Below are 18859 nucleotides of genomic sequence, written 5' to 3' on the forward strand. Positions count from 1 at the left end.
CTGAAGGCGGGCCCGATTACATGAGCGACAGTGCAGCGTTAACTGGCAATACGGGGAACGGTACCGTTTTGTCCGTTGACGCGATGGGGGGCGATCTTGGCCCCTCTGCCGTCATTGCGGGCCTTGCCAAATCCGCGTCGAAAAACCCGGATCTGCGGTTCATCGTGCACGGCCCAAAGGCCGAGCTGGAGCCGCTCATCGCGCGCAAACGCGGCCTTTCCGACATTTGCGAAGTGCGCCACGCTGAAGGTGTGGTGACGATGGATGCCAAGCCGTCCCACGTGATGCGCAATGGCAAGGACACATCGATGTGGTCCGCCATTGAGGCTGTCCGCTCGGGCGAGGCATCGGTAGCCGTGTCCTGCGGCAATACCGGCGCGCTGATGGCGATCTCAATGATCCGGTTGCGCAAGATCGAAGGCGTGAACCGGCCTGCCATTGCCTGCCTCTGGCCCTCCCGCAACCCGCAAGGCTTCAATGTGATGCTCGATGTCGGCGCCGATATTCGCGCAGACGCCGAGGATTTGCTGCAATACGCGCTTATGGGCGCAAGCTATGCGCGCAATGGCCTGGACCTGCCCCGCCCCCGCATCGGTCTGCTGAACGTCGGCACCGAAGAGCACAAGGGCCGGGCAGAGTTGAAAGTCGCCTCTGACCTGATCGCGCGCGCTGCCGACGCTGCGGACTTCGAGTTTGTGGGGTTTGTCGAAGGCTCTGACCTGCCATCTGACCGTGTGGACGTGATCGTCACAGACGGGTTCACCGGCAATGTCGCCCTCAAGACCGGGGAAGGCACGGCGCGCCTGATCCGCGAATTGCTGGAACAGGCATTCAAGAAAACGCCCTTCTCCCGCATCGCGGCGCTGTTGGCTTACACGTCGCTGCGCCGCCTGTCCAAACGCATCGACCCACGCCGCGTAAATGGTGGGGTATTCCTGGGCCTGAACGGCACAGTTGTGAAATCCCATGGGTCCGCCGACCCTACAGGTGTTGCAGCCGCCATCAAATTGGCCGAGCGTCTGTCGGCGAGCGGATTTCACAAACGCCTCGCCGCACGCATCGCGCAATCCGAGGCGGCCGTGTCGACCATCATCCAGCCGGAGGAACCGCTACCATGACTATCCGCGCGGTCCCCGTGGGCATCGGCCATTACCTGCCCGAACGCATCGTCCCGAATGCCGAATTTGAGGCGATGGATACCATCGAGACCTCCGATGAATGGATCCGCGCGCGTTCCGGCATCGAACGCCGCCATTTCGCGGCGGAGGGTGAGACGACCAGCCAAATGGCCATCGCCGCCGCTGAAAGGGCCCTCGCCCATGCCGGGCTGAGCGCCGATGATCTGGACGCTGTCGTTGTCGCCACATCGACCCCAGACCTGACCTTCCCTTCCGTGGCCACCATGGTGCAGGCGGGCCTTGGCATGACGAAGGGATTCGCCTTCGACGTGCAGGCGGTCTGCGCCGGGTTCGTCTACGCGCTGGCAAACGCCAATGCGCTGATCGTGTCCGGCCAGGCAAACCGCGTGGTGGTGATCGGCGCAGAAACATTCAGCCGAATCATGGATTGGACCGACCGCACCACATGCGTCCTGTTTGGCGATGGCGCGGGCGCACTGATCCTTGAAGCGCAGGAAAGCGCGGGCACGTCCGACGATAGCGGCATCCTGGCAACCGATCTGCATTCGGACGGCACGCACCGCGATCTGCTCTACGTCGATGGCGGCGTGTCTGCCACACAATCCACAGGCGTGTTGAAGATGCAAGGCAAGGAAGTCTTCCGGCATGCCGTTGAAAAGCTTACCAAAACCGCCGAAACGGCCCTGGACAAGGCCGGTGTTGGCGTCGCAGACGTGGATTGGGTCGTGCCGCATCAGGCCAATATCCGCATCATCACAGGCACGGTCAAAAAGTTTGGCCTGCCGATGGATAAAGTGATCGTCACCGTGCAGGACCATGGCAATACCTCTGCCGCGTCGATCCCGCTTGCGATGAGCGTTGGCGTCAGCGATGGGCGCATCCAGAAAGGTGATCTGCTTGTCACCGAGGCCATTGGCGGCGGGCTGGCCTGGGGCGCGGTTATCCTGCGCTGGTAGCCCAATCGGCATTCATGTGCCGTGCAAATACCCCCTTGCAACACACTGGATTGACTACGGAAACCGCCTCCGTCATCCTGTGCCAAACGAGGGGGACACGAACCAATGGCTGCAAAAACACTTACACGGATGGATCTGAGCGAAGCGGTGTTCCGCGAAGTGGGTCTGTCCCGCAATGAATCCTCGCAGTTGGTCGAACGTGTTCTTGAGATGATGTCCGATGCCCTTGTCGATGGCGAACAGGTCAAAATCTCATCCTTTGGCACCTTCTCGGTGCGCTCCAAGACCGCCCGCGTGGGCCGCAACCCCAAGACGGGTGAGGAAGTGCCCATCAGCCCCCGCCGGGTGATGACGTTCCGTCCCTCGCATCTGATGAAAGACCGTGTTGCGGCAGGCAATCGCGGCTGAAGACGCTTCGCATCACCCCGCAAGACGGGTGAGCGGAAAACAGGCAACCGAAGAGCCCTCCGAGCAGGAGTGACAAGCCATGGCCAAATCCGCGCAAGCGTTCCGCACCATTCGGGAGGTCGCCGATTGGCTTGGCGTCGCCGCCCATGTGCTGCGGTTCTGGGAATCCAAGTTCAGCCAGATCAAGCCGGTCAAACGGGCCGGTGGGCGGCGGTATTATCGCCCCTCCGATATGGAATTGGTGGGCGGTATCAAGGTGTTGCTGCATGACCGTGGTATGACGATCCGGGGCGTCAAAAAGATGATCTCCGACGAAGGGCTGGACGCGATCACAGCCCTGTCGCCGCCAATTGATAGCTTACTGGAAGATGCCGATGTGATCGACATCACGCCGGATCAGGAATGGGAAAAGGACGCCGCAGCGGACGCGTCGAGCGACGCTGAGGAGGCACCGGAAGAAGCCGCCTCTGATCCAGCTGAGTCTGAGACGAATGACATTGCGGCCCAGCGCGCATCTGTTGACGAGGAGCCCGCGCCAGAAGCCGCGCCTGCGCCGGAGCCAGCGAGCGCCCCATCCGAGCCAGAGGCTGAGGCAACGCCAACGCCCGAAGTCCTCGCCTCACCCCCACCCGCAGCGGCAAGCCTGCCACACAGCACAGGCACCGCGCCGCGCGCCGACAGCGCATTAACGCAACTTGCGCAATTCGCACGCGAACCAGAGGCGCTCACCCCCCATCTGCCAGCCCTAAAAGCCCTGCGCGACAAGATGGGCGAGGCCGCGCGCCAGCAATAGATCAGCGTATCCAAAGCCTCTCTTGCGCCGCCGTCAGAAATGGGTAGAAGGACGCTTAGTCGGGCTATGGCGCAGCCTGGTAGCGCGTCCGTCTGGGGGACGGAAGGTCGCAGGTTCGAGTCCTGCTAGCCCGACCAAATCATCGCACTACCACCCAAATTCGCTTTGAACCCTTGCGTGTTCGGCGCAATGCCGCTTTTCTCCGGCGCCAAGCCAGCCCTGACGGAGCGCATTACACTATGCCTGAGAACCAAGCCCAAGGGGTGCTCCCCGACAACGCGATCTCCGCGATGCTGGAGGCCGGGCAGATCACGGTCACGGAGCCGCTGCCCGAGGGCCAAATTCAGCCCGCGAGCCTGGATTTGCGCCTTGGTCAAACCGCCTATCGCGTCCGCGCCTCCTTTCTGGCGGGCAACGGCCAAAGCGTGGCCGACCGACTGTCTGAATTTACAATGCACGAAATGGATGTGAGCCAGGGCGCGGTGTTGGAAAAAGGCTGTGTCTACGTGATCCCCCTCATGGAAGGCCTCGCCCTGCCCTCCGACATCACCGCTGTGTGCAATGCAAAAAGCTCCACTGGCCGGGTGGATTGTCTGACCCGCGTGATCACCGATGGCGGGGTCGAATTTGACCGCATTCCAGCCGGCTACAAAGGCCCGCTTTACGCCGAAATCTGCCCTCGCTCCTTCTCCGTCAAGATCGCGCCCGGCCTGCGTCTGAACCAGATCCGCTTCCGCCGGGGTCACGCGACCTTGAGCGATGCCGACCTCAGCGACCGCCATACGGAAACGCCGCTAGTGGACCAGCCCCCGCTGATCGACGAAGGCCTCGGTTTCTCGGTTGATCTCGCCCCGGCCGAGGGCACGCTTGTGGGTTACCGCGCCAAACCCCATGCAGGCGTCATCGACCTCACGCAGATCGGCACGCACCCCACCGCCGACTTCTGGGAAGAACTGCACAGCACCAATGGCCAAATCATCCTCGACCCCGGCGCGTTCTACATCCTTGTGAGCCGCGAGGCCGTGACGATCCCCCCCGATTGCGCGGCGGAGATGGCCCCCTACCTCGCCATGGTTGGCGAATTCCGCGTCCACTACGCGGGCTTCTTCGACCCCGGCTTCGGCCACGGCGTCCCCGCGCGTGGCGTGCTGGAAGTGCGCTGCCACGAAAGCCCCTTCGTCCTTGAACATGGCCAAACCGTGGGCCGGCTCGTTTATGAACGCATGGCCGCCGCCCCCACCCAACTTTACGGGCAGGACATCGCTTCGAACTACCAGGGCCAGGGTCTGAAACTCTCCAAACACTTCAAACTCTAACGCGCCGCGCGCCTTTCATATTGCTGAAAAAACTCGGAGGCTTGGAGACAGCGCCTCCTATCGGGCCTAAGGCCCGACCACAGGAAAACGCTTGCTGCGCTCGCCGCGCCATCAGGTCACGTGACCCACACCATCCAATCCGGCGCGCTGGTCCGGCGTAAGGCTTTCCATCGGCACCACATAAGTGTGGATTGAGAACACAATCGCCCGCGTCTCGATCAGTCGCAGCAAAACCTGCCGCTCTGATCGCAGATACCCTGCCCCTGCTTTTCTCACACGCGGCGCAGCCATCCTGCGGGGCTGGAACAGCGCCGGATCATCATAAATCAGCGCATTCTGCCGCCAGACGGGCGTGTCATCGCGCAGATTGTCGAACACACGCTGCACGCGGCGGGCCATCACGCCGTCATACTCAAACACTGGCCCATGAATGTAGGACAAGGGGCGGCCAATCTTCTCCGCCAGCGTCCAACTGGCCGGAAAACACAAAGCAGCGGCCGTCAGAACATGTTCCTCCGCGCCCTCGGGCTTCTCCAGCACGCACAAATCCTGCTGCACCAGCCGCGCGAGCGTGCCCAGCTTGTCGCGTTCATTCAACCGCACATGCACCCCGTCGGGCCGGATGCAGCCCTCCGCATCCCAGTCATATCCGCGCCCACCGCCGAGGTAGTAGAGCACCTCTTCATAAAGCTCCGCCACTGCAGCCTCGCTGCCTGGCACCTGCGCGATCACCTCATCCCGCCGCTCGGCCAGTAGCCTCTCACGCACCGCCATTTGGCCCGCGAACGCCTCATCCGTAGGCAACCAATCGTGATAGCCTTCCAACGGTTTTAGCCCAGGCAATCGCCGTGTCGCTTCCGCCTTCCAGGGAGCGCTGGGAAGGTGATCTTGTAGAACTTTGTCCATTTCCGACGCTCAAAATGCCGCATTCCGGCGCGATTGCGCCCGTTTCCCTGCGCCACGCTTGACGTAAGGGAGACGCACATGAACCAAGCCTATCGCCGCCACACCCGCAAGATCGACCCGGCCCATGGCCTCAACCTGCCTGACGGCACGCTCAACGACAATGACCGGATCGAGATTGGGCCAACCCCGCTCGCCTATGCCGAATGGGCCGAAGCAGGCCTGACGCTGCCCAACCTACCGGCGCTGCGCCAGTTCCGCCTCGACCGCCTCGTCGCGCAGTTGCAGGCGAATGACTATGGCGGCGTCCTAATGTTCGACCCGCTCAACATCCGCTACGCCACCGACACCACCAACATGCAGCTGTGGAACACGCATAACCCATTCCGCGCCTGTCTGGTCTGCGCCGATGGCTACATGGTTTTGTGGGAATACAAGAACTCCCCCTTCCTGGCCGATCACAACCCGCTGGTGCGCGAGGTCCGCTCCGGCGCGTCGATGTTCTACTTCTCCGTTGGCGACCGGGGCGATGAGACGGCCGAAGAATTCAGCGGTCAGGTGGCCGAGGTCATGGCCGCCCATGCAGGCAGCAACAAGCGCCTCGCCGTCGACAAGATCCTGCTTCACGGCGCGCGTGCGCTGGAGGCACGCGGATTTGATCTGAAAGACGGTGAGTTCATCACCGAACATGCCCGTAAGGTAAAAGGCCCCGACGAGATTCTCGCGATGCGCTGCGCCGTGGATGCCTGCCAAAAGTCCCTCTATGCGATGGAACAGGCAATCCAGCCGGGCCGCACCGAGGATGAGGTCTGGGCCGTGCTTCATGCCGAGAACATCAAGCGCGGCGGTGAATGGATCGAGACGCGGCTCTTCTCGTCCGGCCCGCGCACGAACCCGTGGTTTCAGGAATGTGGACCCCGCACCCTACAAGCCAACGAGATCAGCGCCCTCGATACGGACCTGATCGGGTGTTACGGATTGTGCGTCGACATCTCCCGCACCTGGTGGACCGGCCCGGACAAGCCGCGCCCCGACATGATCGAGGCCATGAAGCACGGGGTAGAGCATATTCAGGTCAACATGGATCGCCTGAAACCCGGCATCACCATCAACGACCTTGTTCACAACGGCCACAAGCTCGATCCGAAATACGACAAGCGGAAGTATTCGTGCCAGATGCATGGCGTGGGCCTGTGCGATGAATGGCCCCATGTGGGCTATCCCGACCACCACCACGACAGCGCGTGGGAGTACGCGCTAGAGCCCGGTATGATGCTGTGTGTGGAGGCCTTGATCGGCGAGGACGACGGCGATTTCTGCATCAAGCTGGAGGATCAGGTGCTGATCACTGAGGATGGGTATGAGAACCTGACGACCTATCCCTTTGATGCGGCGCTAATGGGCGAGGCGTAGACCGAGCCTCGGCCCGGGGCGCGGATTTCTGCAGAAATCCACACGGAAAACTGCAGTTTTCCGTACTGAGCGCTCATTCCCACCCGATCTGCGCCACCAGACCGTAGTGGTCCGATCCCAGGCGCGGCCGACGCTCCACCATACCCGTACCATTCGTCAGCACATGGTCGATCTGAAGCGGCACGTCGCGCACCTCAATGGTGGTGAAAAGCGGCCCGATCCGCCCTGTTCCCGTGGCCTCTTCGATCTGGCGCACGGAATAGCCCCACGGCACCATGTTGAAATCACCGGCCACAATCACCCGGCCTTCCACGCTTTCCAGAAACGGCAACGCCTCCTCCAAATACCGCGCCTGCGCGTGTGGGTAAGGCCAGACCAGATGCGTGGACACTGCCCAGACCGGTCCACCCGGTGCATCCACCTGAGCCGCAGCGAAAGACCGATGCGGCGAGCAATAAGTCTCCAACACGGGCCAGCGCGAGAAGACAGCCATGCCCGACCAATCCGAGAACCGGCACACGTGCTGATGCGGGTGCGTGTCTTGAAGCGCGCCGCCGAAATCGCTGCGCGTCTGGCTGAGCTCCTGCAACAAAACGATATCCGCGCCGCTGTCGAGGATGTCTGCCGTGATGGCCGCATCATCGCCCCATCCGCCAAGGGTGTTCTTGGTGTAGATTGTAACCGCCCCTGCCGGGGCCTCTCCGCTAGGCGCATAGACCATGGCTGCGATCGGTCCACCGGCAACCGCGGCAAATACAATCGCCAGCCAGCCCGCGCGCTTGGCGGAGGCCAACAAGGCGATCAACCCGACAAGGGCAACGCCGCCCGCAATCCAAATGCGAAATACAGCGAGGGAATCGCCCACAGGGTGAACCGCACCCAAATAGCTGGCCATTAGGGTCAAAGCGCCCGCTATCACGCACAGGCGCACGAAACCTCTGAATAGACGCACGGAAATACCCTTCTTTCAATCACGCCCCATGCACGTAGGTGCACGCAAGCGTGAGGACAATGTCACATGGGTTGCGGCAAGCGGGCCTCCGCCCACATGGTCGGTCCAGGACAAGGGACAAAGATCATGCCAACCGAACGTTTCACCTTTCCCGGCCATTCCGGGGACCTCCTCGCCGCCCGTCTCGACCTACCGGACGGGCCCCATATCGCCACCGCCCTGCTCGCGCATTGCTTCACCTGCGGGAAGGACATCATGGCCGCCCGCCGCATCGCCGCACGCCTTGCGGCCCAAGGGATCGCCGTCTTGCGGTTCGATTTTACGGGGCTGGGGCATTCCGGCGGTGAGTTCGAGAATACCTCCTTCACCTCCAACGTCGCCGACCTGATCGCCGCCGCCGACACGCTGGATGAGCGTGGCATGGCCCCCTCGCTGATCATCGGCCATTCGCTGGGTGGCGCGGCCGTTCTGCGCGCCGCGGGTCAGATCCCGTCGATCAAAGCCGTCACTACCATCGGCGCGCCGTTCGACCCGGAACACGTAACCCACAATTTCCACGACGCGCTCGATGACATCGTCAACAAGGGCGCGGGCGAGGTTCTGCTTGGTGGCCGCCCGGTCAAGATCGGCGCGGGTTTTGTGGAGGACGTGAAAGCCTCGAAACTCGCCGAAGACATCGCCAACCTCGGCAAGGCCCTTCTGGTCATGCACGCCCCGCTCGATGATACGGTCGGTGTCGAAAACGCCACGCGCATCTTCCTCGCCGCCAAACACCCGAAATCCTTCGTCACGCTGGACGATGCCGACCACCTCGTCACCCGCCAAAGAGACGCCGATTACGCGGCTGACGTGATCGCCTCATGGGCGGGCAAATACCTCGACCTCAAGCACCCTGCCCCGCCCATCGGCGCGCCTGAAGGCGTGACCCGAGTGGATGAAGTCGATCCCGCAGGCTTCCGCCAAGACGTCCATGCCGGGCCGAAGCACCATGTGGTAGCCGATGAACCGGTGAGTTACGGGGGCACTGATCAGGGCCTCACGCCTTACCAGTTCCTCGCAGCCGGCCTTGGCGCCTGCACTTCCATGACCATCCGCATGTATGCCCGCCGCAAGAAATGGCCGCTGGATCACGTTTCCGTCGACGTTACCCACAATCGCGTGCACGCGCAGGATGCGGGAGTCGATACAGGGCCGCTCGACCAATTCACCCGCAAGATTACTCTGAAGGGCCGACTGGACGACGATCAGCGCCAGCGTCTGCTGGAGATTGCCGATAAATGCCCCGTGCACCGGTCACTCGAAGCCGGGGCGCATATCAAGACGGAACTGAAGCCAGTGGCAGAAGCGGCGTTGATTTGATCTCTTCCATGCTCAGGAGTGCGGTGACGTTGTAGATCCGCACTTCCGAGATCAGGGCCTGGTAGAATTCGTCATAGGCCCGCGCGTTGGCCACGCGCACTTTCAGGATGTAATCAATATCGCCCGCCAGCCGGTGGGCCTCCATCACCTCCGCACGTTCCCGCAGCGTGCGGAGGAACTTGTTCTGCCACTCCGCCTCATGCTCGGACGTGCGGATAAGCACGAAAAAACAAGCCTCTAACCCCAACGCCTCCGCATCTAGCAGCACGGTATGCTGTCCGATGATCCCACCTTCCCGCATCTTGCGAATCCGGGTCCAGACGGGTGTCTTGGAAGACCCCACAATCTTGGCGATTTCGTCCAAAGACCGGCTCGCATCCTCCTGCAGGGCGACGAGGATTTTCCGGTCGAGTGCATCAATCTGGACAGTCATTCGGGTGTTCCTTGCTTTGGCGAACGCAGGTTCCTGCCTCAGCGCAATACAGAACGCACGTCCCTATCAGCAAGCCTGATCTGCCAATTCTTGGGAAATAATTCTATCTTGATGGGGACCCACGCTTCAAAGGTTCTGAACCATGCGCCATTTTCCAATCTTCCTCGACCTCCGCGGCCGCCGGGTAGTTTTGGCCGGTGGCGGGGACGCAGCACTGGCCAAACTGCGCCTGATCCTTAAGACCGAGGCTAAGGTCACGGTTTTTGCCGACGACCCCGCGCCCGAGATCATCGCATGGGACGCTGACGGCAAGCTGCGCCTCGTCAAACGCGCCTTCGCGCCGGGCGATGCGCTGTGCGCCTCGCTGGCCTATGCCGCGACCGAGGATGACGCGGAAGACGCGCGCATCGCCGCGCTTGCGCGCGCCGATGGGGCGCTGGTCAATATCGTCGACAATCTCGACGGCAGCCAGTTCATCACTCCGGCCATCGTCGACCGCGACCCGGTCACCGTCGCGATCGGCACCGAAGGTGCGGCTCCGGTTCTGGCGCGCAAGATCAAGGCAGACCTCGAAGCAGCGCTTCCGCCCTCGCTCGGCATCCTCGCCCGCATCGGCAAAAGCTTCCGCGCCGCCGTCAATGTGCTGCCCATGGGCCGCAAGCGCCGCGATTTCTGGCAATCCTACTACTTCAAGGCCGGCCCCGAGGCGCTGGCCAAAGCCGGTGAACCCGGTGTCGAACAAGCGCTTGGCGATCTTCTGGTCGATCACATCACCGCAGAGGACCGCAAAGGCCATGTTGCTCTTGTCGGTGCCGGCCCCGGCGATCCCGAACTGCTCACCCTCAAGGCCCGCAAGCTGCTGGACGAGGCTGACGTCGTCATCCATGACCGCCTTGTTGCCCCCGAAATCCTCGAACTCGCCCGCCGCGAGGCGACACTTCTGGACGTCGGAAAGCAGGGCTTCGGCCCCTCCACCCGGCAAGAAGATATCGGCGCGCTGATGGTCGAACATGCCGCCACCGGCGCTCAGGTTGTCCGCCTGAAATCCGGCGATCCCGGTGTCTATGGGCGCTTGGACGAAGAACTCGACGTCCTCGACAAAAACAACATCGAATGGTCCATCGTCCCCGGCATCACCGCCGCCAATGCCGCCGCCGCTCAGCTTGGTCAAAGCCTCACAAAACGTGGCCGCAACTCCGCGATGCGGTTCCTGACCGGCCATGACGTGAAAGGCTTCGCCGAACACGATTGGCGCAATCTGACCAAGCCCGGCCAGGTCGCCGCGATCTACATGGGCGCAAAAGGCGCGCGCTTCATCCAAGGTAGGATGCTGATGCATGGTGCCGCCCCCGACACGCCCGTCACAGCGGTCGAGAATGCCTCGCGCGCCGACGCACGGATCATCGCCAGCCAGCTCTCTACGCTGCCCGCCGACATCAACGCGGCGGAAACCACCGGCCCCGTCATCCTGATGCTCGGCCTGACGCCCCGCGCGGCACAAGCCGCCCTGCCCCAACTGCAAGAGGAATTCGCCTGATGCCCCGCGCTTTCACACCCAAGGTCGTCACCGCCAATGCCCTGCTTGAAGGGGATGTCGTCTACCTCGACGCTCAGGGCCACTGGACCCGCGACCATGCCAAGGCCGACCTGATCGAGGACCAGGGGACCGCTGAGATCCGCTTGTTGGAGGCGCAAGCTCAGGCCCATGAGATCGTAGGAGCCTATCTTGCCGACGCGCAAGCCGGGCCCCACGGCCCCGAACCCATCCATTTCCGCGAAGCATTCCGCACCCGCGGCCCGTCCAACTACGCCCACGGCAAGCAGGCCGACGGTGTAACTACAGAATAACTACAGGATCACTACAGGGTCTTGCACCCGATTTCGCGCGCCAAGGAGGCCCGATCCCATGTACGCCTATACCGATTTCGACCGCGACTTTCTGGCCGAGCGCAACGCCCAGTTCCGCGCCCAGGTCGCGCGCCGCATCGACGGCTCACTGACCGAGGACGAGTTCAAACCGCTGCGCCTGATGAACGGCCTCTACCTGCAATTGCACGCCTACATGCTGCGCGTGGCGATCCCCTATGGCACTCTAAACGCTGCACAAATGCGGCAACTGGCGATGATCGCGGATCGGTGGGACAAGGGCTACGGCCACTTCACCACGCGCCAGAACATCCAATACAATTGGCCCGAGCTGCGCGATGTGCCCGACATGCTGGATGCTTTAGGTGAGGTCGGCATGCACGCCATCCAAACCTCTGGAAACACTATAAGAAATGTCACCGCCGACCATTTCGCCGGTGCCGCCGCTGAAGAAATCGCTGATCCAAGACCCATCGCCGAACTGATCCGCCAATGGTCCACGGACCACCCGGAATTCCAGTTCCTAGGCCGCAAGTTCAAGATCGCTGTGACCGGATCAGTTCAAGACCGCGCCGTGACCGCTGCGCACGACATCGGCCTGCGGCTGGTGGAGCGTGACGGGCAGCTTGGCGCGATGGTTCTGGTCGGCGGCGGGCTTGGCCGGACGCCGATGATCGGCAAAATCCTCAACGATTTCGTGGCTTTGGACGATCTGCTTCCGTACCTGGAGGCCATCGTCGCCGTTTACAACCTGCTGGGACGGCGCGACAACAAATACAAAGCCCGCATCAAGATCACGGTGCACGAGAACGGGATCGAAGAAATCCGGGCCCGCGTCGACGCCGAATTCCCTGCCCGGAAAGCCGCGTTCAACGGCGCGGATATGGACATCCTCAAGCGGATCGAAGCAGATTTTGCTGCACCGAAGTTCGAAGACGGCCAAGGCGCTTTTCCCACGCACTACCAGCACGATCCAGTGTTCCGCAGCTTCGTGGACACGAACACCACGGCCCACCGCCACCCGGATTACGCGATCCTGACCGTCTCCACCAAAGCCCATGGCGCGACGCCTGGGGATGCGACGAGCGACCAGATGCGCGTTTTGGCCGATTTGGCCGAGACATACGCCCACAACGAACTTCGTATCTCCCACGAGCAAAACGTGATCCTGCCGCATCTGCCCAAAAAGCACCTGCGCGCGGTTCATGCAGCGCTGGCTGAGGCGGGCCTAGCCACGGCAAATGTTGGCCTGATCAGCGATATCATCGCATGCCCCGGCATGGATTACTGCGCGCTGGCAACGGCGCGGTCTATTCCGGTCGCTCAGGAAATTGCCGAACGGTTTGAACAGCTTAAGCTGGAGCATGAGGTGGGGCCGCTGAAGATCAAGATCTCGGGCTGCATCAATGCCTGTGGGCACCACCATGTGGGCCATATCGGCATTCTCGGCCTCGACCGGGCGGGCGTAGAAAACTACCAGATCACCCTTGGCGGTGACGGCGGCCCCGACGCCGTGATCGGCGAACGCGCGGGGCCGGGCTTTGCCTATGACGAGGTGACGGACGCCATCGAACGGTTGGTGCGCGCTTACCTCGATGTGCGACAAGACCCGTCAGAGACATTCCTCGACACCTACCGTCGCCTTGGCGCTGCGCCCTTCAAAGCCGCGCTCTACCCGGAGGAGGCCAAAGCCAATGCCGCTTAAGGAACTCGCCGAACGCCGCTCGATCCTGCACCGCAAAAACGACGCGCCCACCCTGTTGCGCCACGCGTTGGATGACATGTCGATCGGGCCGGTTGCCATGGTGTCGAGCTTCGGGGCCGATAGCGTCGTCCTCCTGCATATGCTGAGCGAAATCGACAAAAGCACCCCGGTCATCTTCATCGACACCGAAATGCTGTTTGAGGCGACGCTGACCTACCAGCGTGAGGTGGCCGACACGCTAGGCCTGACCGATGTGCGCGTGATCAAACCCAATCGCGCAGCCTTGCTGGAGCGCGATGTGGACGGCATCCTGCACCATTTCGACCCCGACGCCTGCTGCGCCCTGCGCAAGACCGAGCCGCTCGAACGCGCGCTTGAAGGGTTTGGCGGCTGGATCACTGGGCGCAAGCGCGTCCATGGCGGGGCGCGCGCGGCCATGCCGTTGTTTGAAAAGAACGAACGCCGGATCAAGATCAACCCGCTGGCGAACTGGACGACCCAACAGGTCGCCGACTACATCACGCAGCACGATCTGCCCCGCCATCCACTGGTCGCCCAAGGCTTCCCCTCCATCGGCTGTCAGCCCTGCACGACGCCTGCTGAGGCCGACGAAGACCCGCGCGCGGGACGTTGGCGGGGCCAGACCAAAGACGAATGCGGCATCCATTTCGCCGACGGCAAAGCCATCCGCGGCGCGGCCTGAGAGAAAGCAGAAACCATGACAAATGCAGTTCTTGTGACCGATACGGGCTTTGGCAACGACGACTGGTCAGGCGAATTCTCCGCGCTTTCCGAAGGGGTTGCCGCGAATGCGCGCGCCGTGGATGTGGCCAGTTCCGATGATGCGTCGGCCCTGCGAAATCATCTCGACACCGTGCAATTGATCCGCATCGACTTCCCCAGCTTCGCGGATGGGCGCGGGTTTACCCTCGCCCGACAGCTGCGCCAGATGGGTTACACCGGGCGCCTGCGCGCGCGCGGCCACGTGTTGGCCGATCAGTACGCCATGGCGCGGCGGTCCGGTTTTGATGAGGTTGAAATCGACGAAACCCTTGCTGCCCGCCAGCCGGAAGATCAATGGCGTTTCCGCGCGGATTGGCGCGCCCATGACTATCAGGCCCGCCTGCGCGCGTTAGCCACTCTTCCCCTGACCCAGATCAAAGCGTATCAAGAGGAGGCCGGTGTAAACCGTGCCTGACAGTGAACATGACCGAGCAACGCCCCGTGAAAGATGCAGATGCCGCGCCCGTAAAGGCGACCCCAACCCTTCCCGACGCACAGACCGTGACCGAGGTGAAGCACTACACCGACCGCCTGTTCAGCTTCCGCTGCACGCGGCCCGCCTCGCTGCGCTTCCGCTCGGGTGAGTTCGTGATGATCGGCCTGATGGGAGACCCGCACCCCGAAACGGGAAAACAGAAGCCACTGCTGCGCGCCTATTCCATTGCTTCGCCAAGCTGGGATGAGGAGTTGGAGTTTTATTCGATCAAAGTGCCGGATGGCCCGCTGACGTCGAAGCTCCAGCACATTCAACCGGGCGAGCAGATCATCTTGCGCCCGAAACCTGTGGGCACACTGGTTCACGACGCGCTGTTGCCCGGCAAGCGCATGTGGTTCTTCGCCACCGGCACAGGTTTCGCGCCCTTCGCGAGCCTGTTGCGCGAGCCGCAGACCTACGAGGACTACGACGAGATCATCATCACACATACCTGCCGCGAAGTGGGAGAGCTGACCTATGGCCGCGATCTGATCGACGCATTGAAGGACGACGAACTTCTGAACGAGGTAATCGGTGAAGGCTTCTGGAAGAAGATCAAATACTACCCGACCACAACGCGCGAAGAGAGCCCCAAGATGGGCCGGATCACCGACCTATTGCGCTCGGGCGAGGCGTTCGAAGACCTCGGCGTGCCACCGCTTAGCCCAGAAACGGACCGCGCGATGATCTGCGGAAATCTGGCGTTTAACCTGGAACTCAAGGACATGCTTGAGGAATACGGCCTAGTCGAAGGGGCGAACTCGAACCCACAGCACTATGTGGTCGAAAAGGCGTTTCTGGATTGAAGCGTCGCTTTAACTTCTAGTCAGAAGCCATTCTGGAAAAAGAAAAACCCCCGTCGGTCTGACGGGGGTTTTCTTTGTTCAATCGCTTGGATTGGGCTTATTCGAGGCCCAGAGCCGCGCGGGCCTGCTCAAGTGCGGCACCCAGCAGATCAGGGTTGTCGCGCGCGCCTTCCAGCGCGGTGGTCACAGCCAGACGAACCGGAGCGGAGATGTCGGCCTCTTCCAGCGCCGCAGTGGCCTGGTCGAAGTCAAAGCCCTCTTCAGTGAAGAGGTTCGACAGGATCTCAGTTGCACCACCGGCGGCCGCGTCCGCCGCCTCAGCAGCAGCTTCCGTGCCCTCCGCAGCGGCGTCGGCAGCTTCATCTACGGCGCCTTCAACAGCAGCGGCTGCATCGTCAGCTGCACCTTCTGCGGCTTCAGTCACTTCCTCAGCAGCGGCTGCGGCTTCCTCTGCAGCTGCAGCAGCTTCTGCCTCTGCGGCAGCAGCAGCTTCGGCGGCCTCGGCCTCAGCGGCGGCGGCAGCTTCGGCAGCGGCTTCTTCCGCAGCGGCGGCTTCAGCTTCTGCAGCCGCGGCGGCTTCAGCGGCTTCCGCTTCGGCAGCGGCAGCAGCTTCGGCGGCTTCTGCTTCTGCGGCAGCAGCGGCTTCGGCAGCCTCGGCCTCAGCGGCGGCGGCGGCTTCGGCAGCTTCTTCCTCGGCAGCGGCAGCAGCTTCTTCAGCGGCTTCAGTTGCCTCATCGGCAGCGCCAGTCACCTCTTCAACTGCGCCTTCAACGGCCTCAGTTGCGCCTTCGACAACCTCTTCGGCAGCCTCAGCAGCTTCGCCGGCGGCCTCTTCAACGGCTTCAACGGCACCCTCAACAGCGTCGCCTGCAGCTTCGGCTGCATCGCCAGCGGCTTCGGTCACGGTCTCTGCCGCATCGCCTGCTGCGTCACCTACGGCCTCAACGGCCTCTTCAACCGACGGCGCCTCGCCTTGGGTCAGGAAATAGCCACCAACGCCAAGTGCGGCGAGAATGACAATGATAATAAGAGCTCTGCTCATCTTGGATCCCCCATGTGGGTCAGACATAAATCACGAAAATGCGATTAACCCGCGCCAACGGCACGTGCAATGGCGCAAATGTGCGATCATTCCCCCTTGCATGCAAATGCGCCGTTTCCCGCCTTGAAGATGCCGCGCGGTACAGATAGCTTAGCGACCCAAGGAAAAAGGCTACAGAAGGACAAACGCCATAGCCCGCAGACCCCATAACGCGCCGCCACAACGAGACACTGGCCCGCGCGTCAACGACCGCATCCGCTCTGACCAGGTACGACTGATCGGGGCCGAAGGTGAAAACCTGGGTGTCGTCACCCCCGCCCGCGCCATGGACCTGGCCGCCGAGGTGGACCTCGACCTTGTTGAAATCTCGCCAAACGCAGACCCGCCGGTTTGCAAGATCATGGATTTTGGCAAGTTCAAGTACGAGACGCAGAAGCGCGAAGCCGAAGCCCGTAAGAAACAGAAAACCATCGACATCAAAGAAGTGAAGATGCGTCCGGGTACGGACGACCACGACTTTGAGCGTAAGGTGAAGGACGCCGTGAAGTTTCTGGAAAAAGGCGACAAGGTGAAAGTCACCCTGCGTTTCCGGGGCCGCGAGATGGCGCACCAAAACCTGGGCCGCGAGATGCTTGAAAAGGTCGCGGACGAGGTCGAAGGGATCGGCAAGATCGAGTCTATGCCCAAGATGGAAGGTCGCCAGATGGTGATGATGATCAACCCGGTGAAGTGAGCGGTTGATACTCGAACGTAAAGGCGCGTCCGATCCGGGCGCGCTTTTTTCTTTGCTGGACTTCCCGAGGTTGCGAAATCAGCGCACTCGGCGCAAAATGAAACCATGAAAGCATTTCTTTTCACTCTGCCCTTGTTGGCCATCTCGAGCACGGCATCGGCTGAAGGACTCGATTTCAGTGGCCGCGTTTCCATGGGGCTGCAAGGCACGACGGTGAATGGTGAGACGGAGATCACTCCGGTCGCACGGCTTGAAGGCGTCGTCAGCTACACGCTGGAAACCGACAATGGGGTGACCTTCGTGCTGGCTTTGGAATTCGACAGGTCGCTGGTCGAAAGCTCCCACATGGAATTCCTTCCGGGCCACCGCTAAGCCAACGGACGCGCCGGGTTGCCCACAACGCGCGTGCCCGGCGCGACGTCTTTCGTCACAACGGCCCCTGCCCCGATAATCGCCTCATCCCCGACGGTAATGCCGGGCATGAGGATGGCTCCGCCACCGATCCAAACATCCGTGCCGATAGTTACTGGCAGTGCCCGCTCAATCCCCTGACGTCGCAATTTCACGTCCCGGTGATGGTCTGCACAATAGATTTGCACCGCAGGGCCGATCATTGTCCGGTCGCCAATGGTGACACGTCCGCTGTCCAAGATCACGCAATTGGCGTTGATGTAGACTGCACGGCCAAGAAACGTGTTGAAGCCGAACGAGCAGTGGAACGGTGCTTCGATCATCGCATTCTCTCCGACCTCGGCAAAGAGGGCGGCCAATTCGGGCGTGAGCTCGCCCAAGCCCCCCGGCGCCTGCGTCCGGTGTTGGTGGCACGCGGTCCGGGCGATGGTCTGAAGGTCCTGCAAAGCCGGATCAAGGCAGCAGTACCATTCCCCCGCTTCCATCTTTTCCCGCTCTGTCATCGAAACCCCCCATGAAAAAACCGCCGGGGATGTCCCCGACGGTTTGTAACGAAGCTAAGGCGCGTCTAGGACGCCGCAGCGACCGCCCTGCCTGTCATCACCTTCACAAGATGCGCGCGGTATTCACCGGTGCCGTGCAGGTCGCTTATCATATCGCCAGATGGCGCAGCAAGCCCATCGACCGCCCCTTTCGAGAAGTCCGACGACAGGGCCGCTTCGGCCTCCGCCCACCGGAACACACCGTCAGAGGATGCCCCCGTCACAGCCACACGCACGCCATCGGCGAACTTGCAGACGAACACGCCCACGAGCGCAAAGCGCGACGCGGGTTGGACGAACTTCTGGTAGTTCGACACTTCAGGCACCGGGAATTTCACCTCGGTGATGATTTCCCCTTCATCGAGGGCCGTGGTGAACATGCCGTCGAAGAAATCATCCGCTGCAATCTCACGTGCGTTGGTCAGGATCGTGGCCCCTGCCCCAAGCACCGCCGCAGGGTAGCATGCGGACGGGTCGTTGTTGGCGAGTGAGCCGCCGATGGTGCCGCGATTGCGCACTGCCGGATCACCGATCCGACCGGCAAGACCCGCGAGGCCCGGGAAGTGCGAAGCCGCCTCCCGCGCGACGGTTGCGTGCGTCGTGGCACCGCCGATGCAAACCTGGCCCGCGTCATTGACGCAAACGCCTTTCATCTCGGCAATCCCGTTCAGCGAGACCAGCGTTTCGGTCTGGGCAAGCCGTTGTTTCATGGTGGGGAGCAGGGTCTGCCCCCCACCGAGCGCCTGGGCCTCCTCCTGCCCGAGCGCTGCGACCGCATCTGCGATCGTTGTGGGTTTGGAGAATTCGAAATTATACATGTGAGG

21 protein-coding genes and 1 tRNA gene are annotated in these 18859 nt (G+C 62.1%); 16 read left to right on the top strand and 6 right to left on the bottom strand.

Annotation, left to right across the window (positions count from 1 at the left end; genetic code table 11):
- The first annotated feature begins 20 nt into the window (after positions 1-20).
- The 6 genes from plsX (at position 21) to V8J81_RS09405 (ending at position 4612) form a co-directional block, all read left to right on the top strand.
- The gene (gene plsX / locus V8J81_RS09380; protein ID WP_368475486.1) at positions 21-1118 is read left to right on the top strand and encodes a phosphate acyltransferase PlsX; all 1098 of its coding nucleotides are present in this window, start codon (positions 21-23) and stop codon (positions 1116-1118) included.
- The gene (locus V8J81_RS09385; protein WP_368475487.1) at positions 1115-2095 is read left to right on the top strand and encodes a beta-ketoacyl-ACP synthase III; all 981 of its coding nucleotides are present in this window, start codon (positions 1115-1117) and stop codon (positions 2093-2095) included. The genes plsX and V8J81_RS09385 overlap by 4 nt, the downstream gene beginning before the upstream one ends.
- Positions 2096-2200: 105 nt before the next feature.
- Positions 2201-2503: an integration host factor subunit alpha gene (gene ihfA, locus V8J81_RS09390; protein WP_368475488.1), complete on the top strand. Its 303-nt coding sequence runs from the start codon at positions 2201-2203 to the stop codon at positions 2501-2503.
- Positions 2504-2582: 79 nt separating this feature from the next.
- On the top strand, positions 2583-3296 hold the full coding sequence (locus V8J81_RS09395) for a MerR family transcriptional regulator (RefSeq protein WP_368475489.1): 714 nt from the start codon (positions 2583-2585) through the stop codon (positions 3294-3296).
- Between the two features lie 60 nt (positions 3297-3356).
- Positions 3357-3433, top strand: a tRNA-Pro gene (locus tag V8J81_RS09400).
- A 102-nt stretch (positions 3434-3535) separates the two neighbouring features.
- Entirely contained in the window at positions 3536-4612 is a 1077-nt protein-coding gene (locus V8J81_RS09405; RefSeq protein WP_368475490.1) for a 2'-deoxycytidine 5'-triphosphate deaminase, read from the top strand.
- Positions 4613-4723: 111 nt separating this feature from the next.
- On the opposite strand, the gene V8J81_RS09410 is transcribed toward V8J81_RS09405, so the two are convergent.
- Entirely contained in the window at positions 4724-5518 is a 795-nt protein-coding gene (locus tag V8J81_RS09410; RefSeq protein WP_368475491.1) for a heme-dependent oxidative N-demethylase family protein, read from the bottom strand.
- 78 nt (positions 5519-5596) lie between these two features.
- Here V8J81_RS09410 and dddP point away from each other — a divergent pair, with 78 nt between their 5' ends.
- A complete protein-coding gene (dddP, locus tag V8J81_RS09415; RefSeq protein WP_368475492.1) occupies positions 5597-6928 on the top strand; it encodes a dimethylsulfonioproprionate lyase DddP in 1332 nt (443 codons plus the stop codon).
- 73 nt (positions 6929-7001) lie between these two features.
- On the opposite strand, the gene V8J81_RS09420 is transcribed toward dddP, so the two are convergent.
- The gene (locus V8J81_RS09420; protein WP_368475493.1) at positions 7002-7823 is read right to left on the bottom strand and encodes an endonuclease/exonuclease/phosphatase family protein; all 822 of its coding nucleotides are present in this window, start codon (positions 7821-7823) and stop codon (positions 7002-7004) included.
- 183 nt (positions 7824-8006) lie between these two features.
- Between V8J81_RS09420 and V8J81_RS09425 the strand changes: the two genes are divergently transcribed.
- Positions 8007-9239, top strand: a complete 1233-nt coding sequence (locus V8J81_RS09425; RefSeq protein WP_368475494.1) for a bifunctional alpha/beta hydrolase/OsmC family protein — start codon at positions 8007-8009, stop codon at positions 9237-9239.
- On the opposite strand, the gene V8J81_RS09430 is transcribed toward V8J81_RS09425, so the two are convergent.
- Entirely contained in the window at positions 9196-9672 is a 477-nt protein-coding gene (locus V8J81_RS09430) for an Lrp/AsnC family transcriptional regulator (RefSeq protein ID WP_368475495.1), read from the bottom strand. The genes V8J81_RS09425 and V8J81_RS09430 overlap by 44 nt on opposite strands.
- 142 nt (positions 9673-9814) lie before the next feature.
- Between V8J81_RS09430 and cysG the strand changes: the two genes are divergently transcribed.
- The 6 genes from cysG to V8J81_RS09460 are packed head-to-tail and all read left to right on the top strand — an operon-like array spanning position 9815 to position 15307.
- Positions 9815-11209, top strand: a complete 1395-nt coding sequence (cysG, locus tag V8J81_RS09435) for a siroheme synthase CysG (RefSeq protein WP_368475496.1) — start codon at positions 9815-9817, stop codon at positions 11207-11209.
- Positions 11209-11520, top strand: a complete 312-nt coding sequence (locus V8J81_RS09440; RefSeq protein WP_368475497.1) for a DUF2849 domain-containing protein — start codon at positions 11209-11211, stop codon at positions 11518-11520. The genes cysG and V8J81_RS09440 overlap by 1 nt, the downstream gene beginning before the upstream one ends.
- A gap of 58 nt (positions 11521-11578) precedes the next feature.
- The gene (locus V8J81_RS09445; RefSeq protein WP_368475498.1) at positions 11579-13243 is read left to right on the top strand and encodes a nitrite/sulfite reductase; all 1665 of its coding nucleotides are present in this window, start codon (positions 11579-11581) and stop codon (positions 13241-13243) included.
- Positions 13233-13946 carry a phosphoadenylyl-sulfate reductase gene (locus V8J81_RS09450; protein WP_368475499.1) on the top strand — a complete coding sequence of 238 codons (714 nt, stop codon included), beginning with the start codon at positions 13233-13235 and terminating at the stop codon, positions 13944-13946. Before V8J81_RS09445 ends, V8J81_RS09450 begins: the two co-directional genes overlap by 11 nt.
- Before the next feature lie 15 nt (positions 13947-13961).
- Positions 13962-14441 carry a DUF934 domain-containing protein gene (locus V8J81_RS09455; RefSeq protein ID WP_368475500.1) on the top strand — a complete coding sequence of 160 codons (480 nt, stop codon included), beginning with the start codon at positions 13962-13964 and terminating at the stop codon, positions 14439-14441.
- Between the two features lie 8 nt (positions 14442-14449).
- On the top strand, positions 14450-15307 hold the full coding sequence (locus tag V8J81_RS09460; protein WP_368475501.1) for a ferredoxin--NADP reductase: 858 nt from the start codon (positions 14450-14452) through the stop codon (positions 15305-15307).
- 97 nt (positions 15308-15404) lie between these two features.
- Here V8J81_RS09460 and V8J81_RS09465 read toward each other — a convergent pair whose 3' ends face one another.
- Positions 15405-16349: a hypothetical protein gene (locus tag V8J81_RS09465; protein ID WP_368475502.1), complete on the bottom strand. Its 945-nt coding sequence runs from the start codon at positions 16347-16349 to the stop codon at positions 15405-15407.
- A gap of 190 nt (positions 16350-16539) precedes the next feature.
- Here V8J81_RS09465 and infC point away from each other — a divergent pair, with 190 nt between their 5' ends.
- Both infC and V8J81_RS09475 read left to right on the top strand, forming a co-directional pair.
- Entirely contained in the window at positions 16540-17082 is a 543-nt protein-coding gene (gene infC, locus V8J81_RS09470) for a translation initiation factor IF-3 (protein WP_368477623.1), read from the top strand.
- A gap of 105 nt (positions 17083-17187) precedes the next feature.
- A complete protein-coding gene (locus V8J81_RS09475) occupies positions 17188-17454 on the top strand; it encodes a hypothetical protein (protein ID WP_368475503.1) in 267 nt (88 codons plus the stop codon).
- Here the strand turns inward: V8J81_RS09475 and V8J81_RS09480 are convergent.
- On the bottom strand, positions 17451-17996 hold the full coding sequence (locus tag V8J81_RS09480) for a sugar O-acetyltransferase (RefSeq protein ID WP_368475504.1): 546 nt from the start codon (positions 17994-17996) through the stop codon (positions 17451-17453). The two genes, V8J81_RS09475 and V8J81_RS09480, sit on opposite strands and share 4 nt — an antisense overlap.
- Before the next feature lie 65 nt (positions 17997-18061).
- A complete protein-coding gene (locus tag V8J81_RS09485) occupies positions 18062-18853 on the bottom strand; it encodes an FAD binding domain-containing protein (protein ID WP_368475505.1) in 792 nt (263 codons plus the stop codon).
- Positions 18854-18859 lie beyond the last annotated feature (6 nt).

Source organism: Gymnodinialimonas sp. 202GB13-11 (genome assembly GCF_040932485.1).
Classification (GTDB): domain Bacteria; phylum Pseudomonadota; class Alphaproteobacteria; order Rhodobacterales; family Rhodobacteraceae; genus Gymnodinialimonas; species Gymnodinialimonas hymeniacidonis.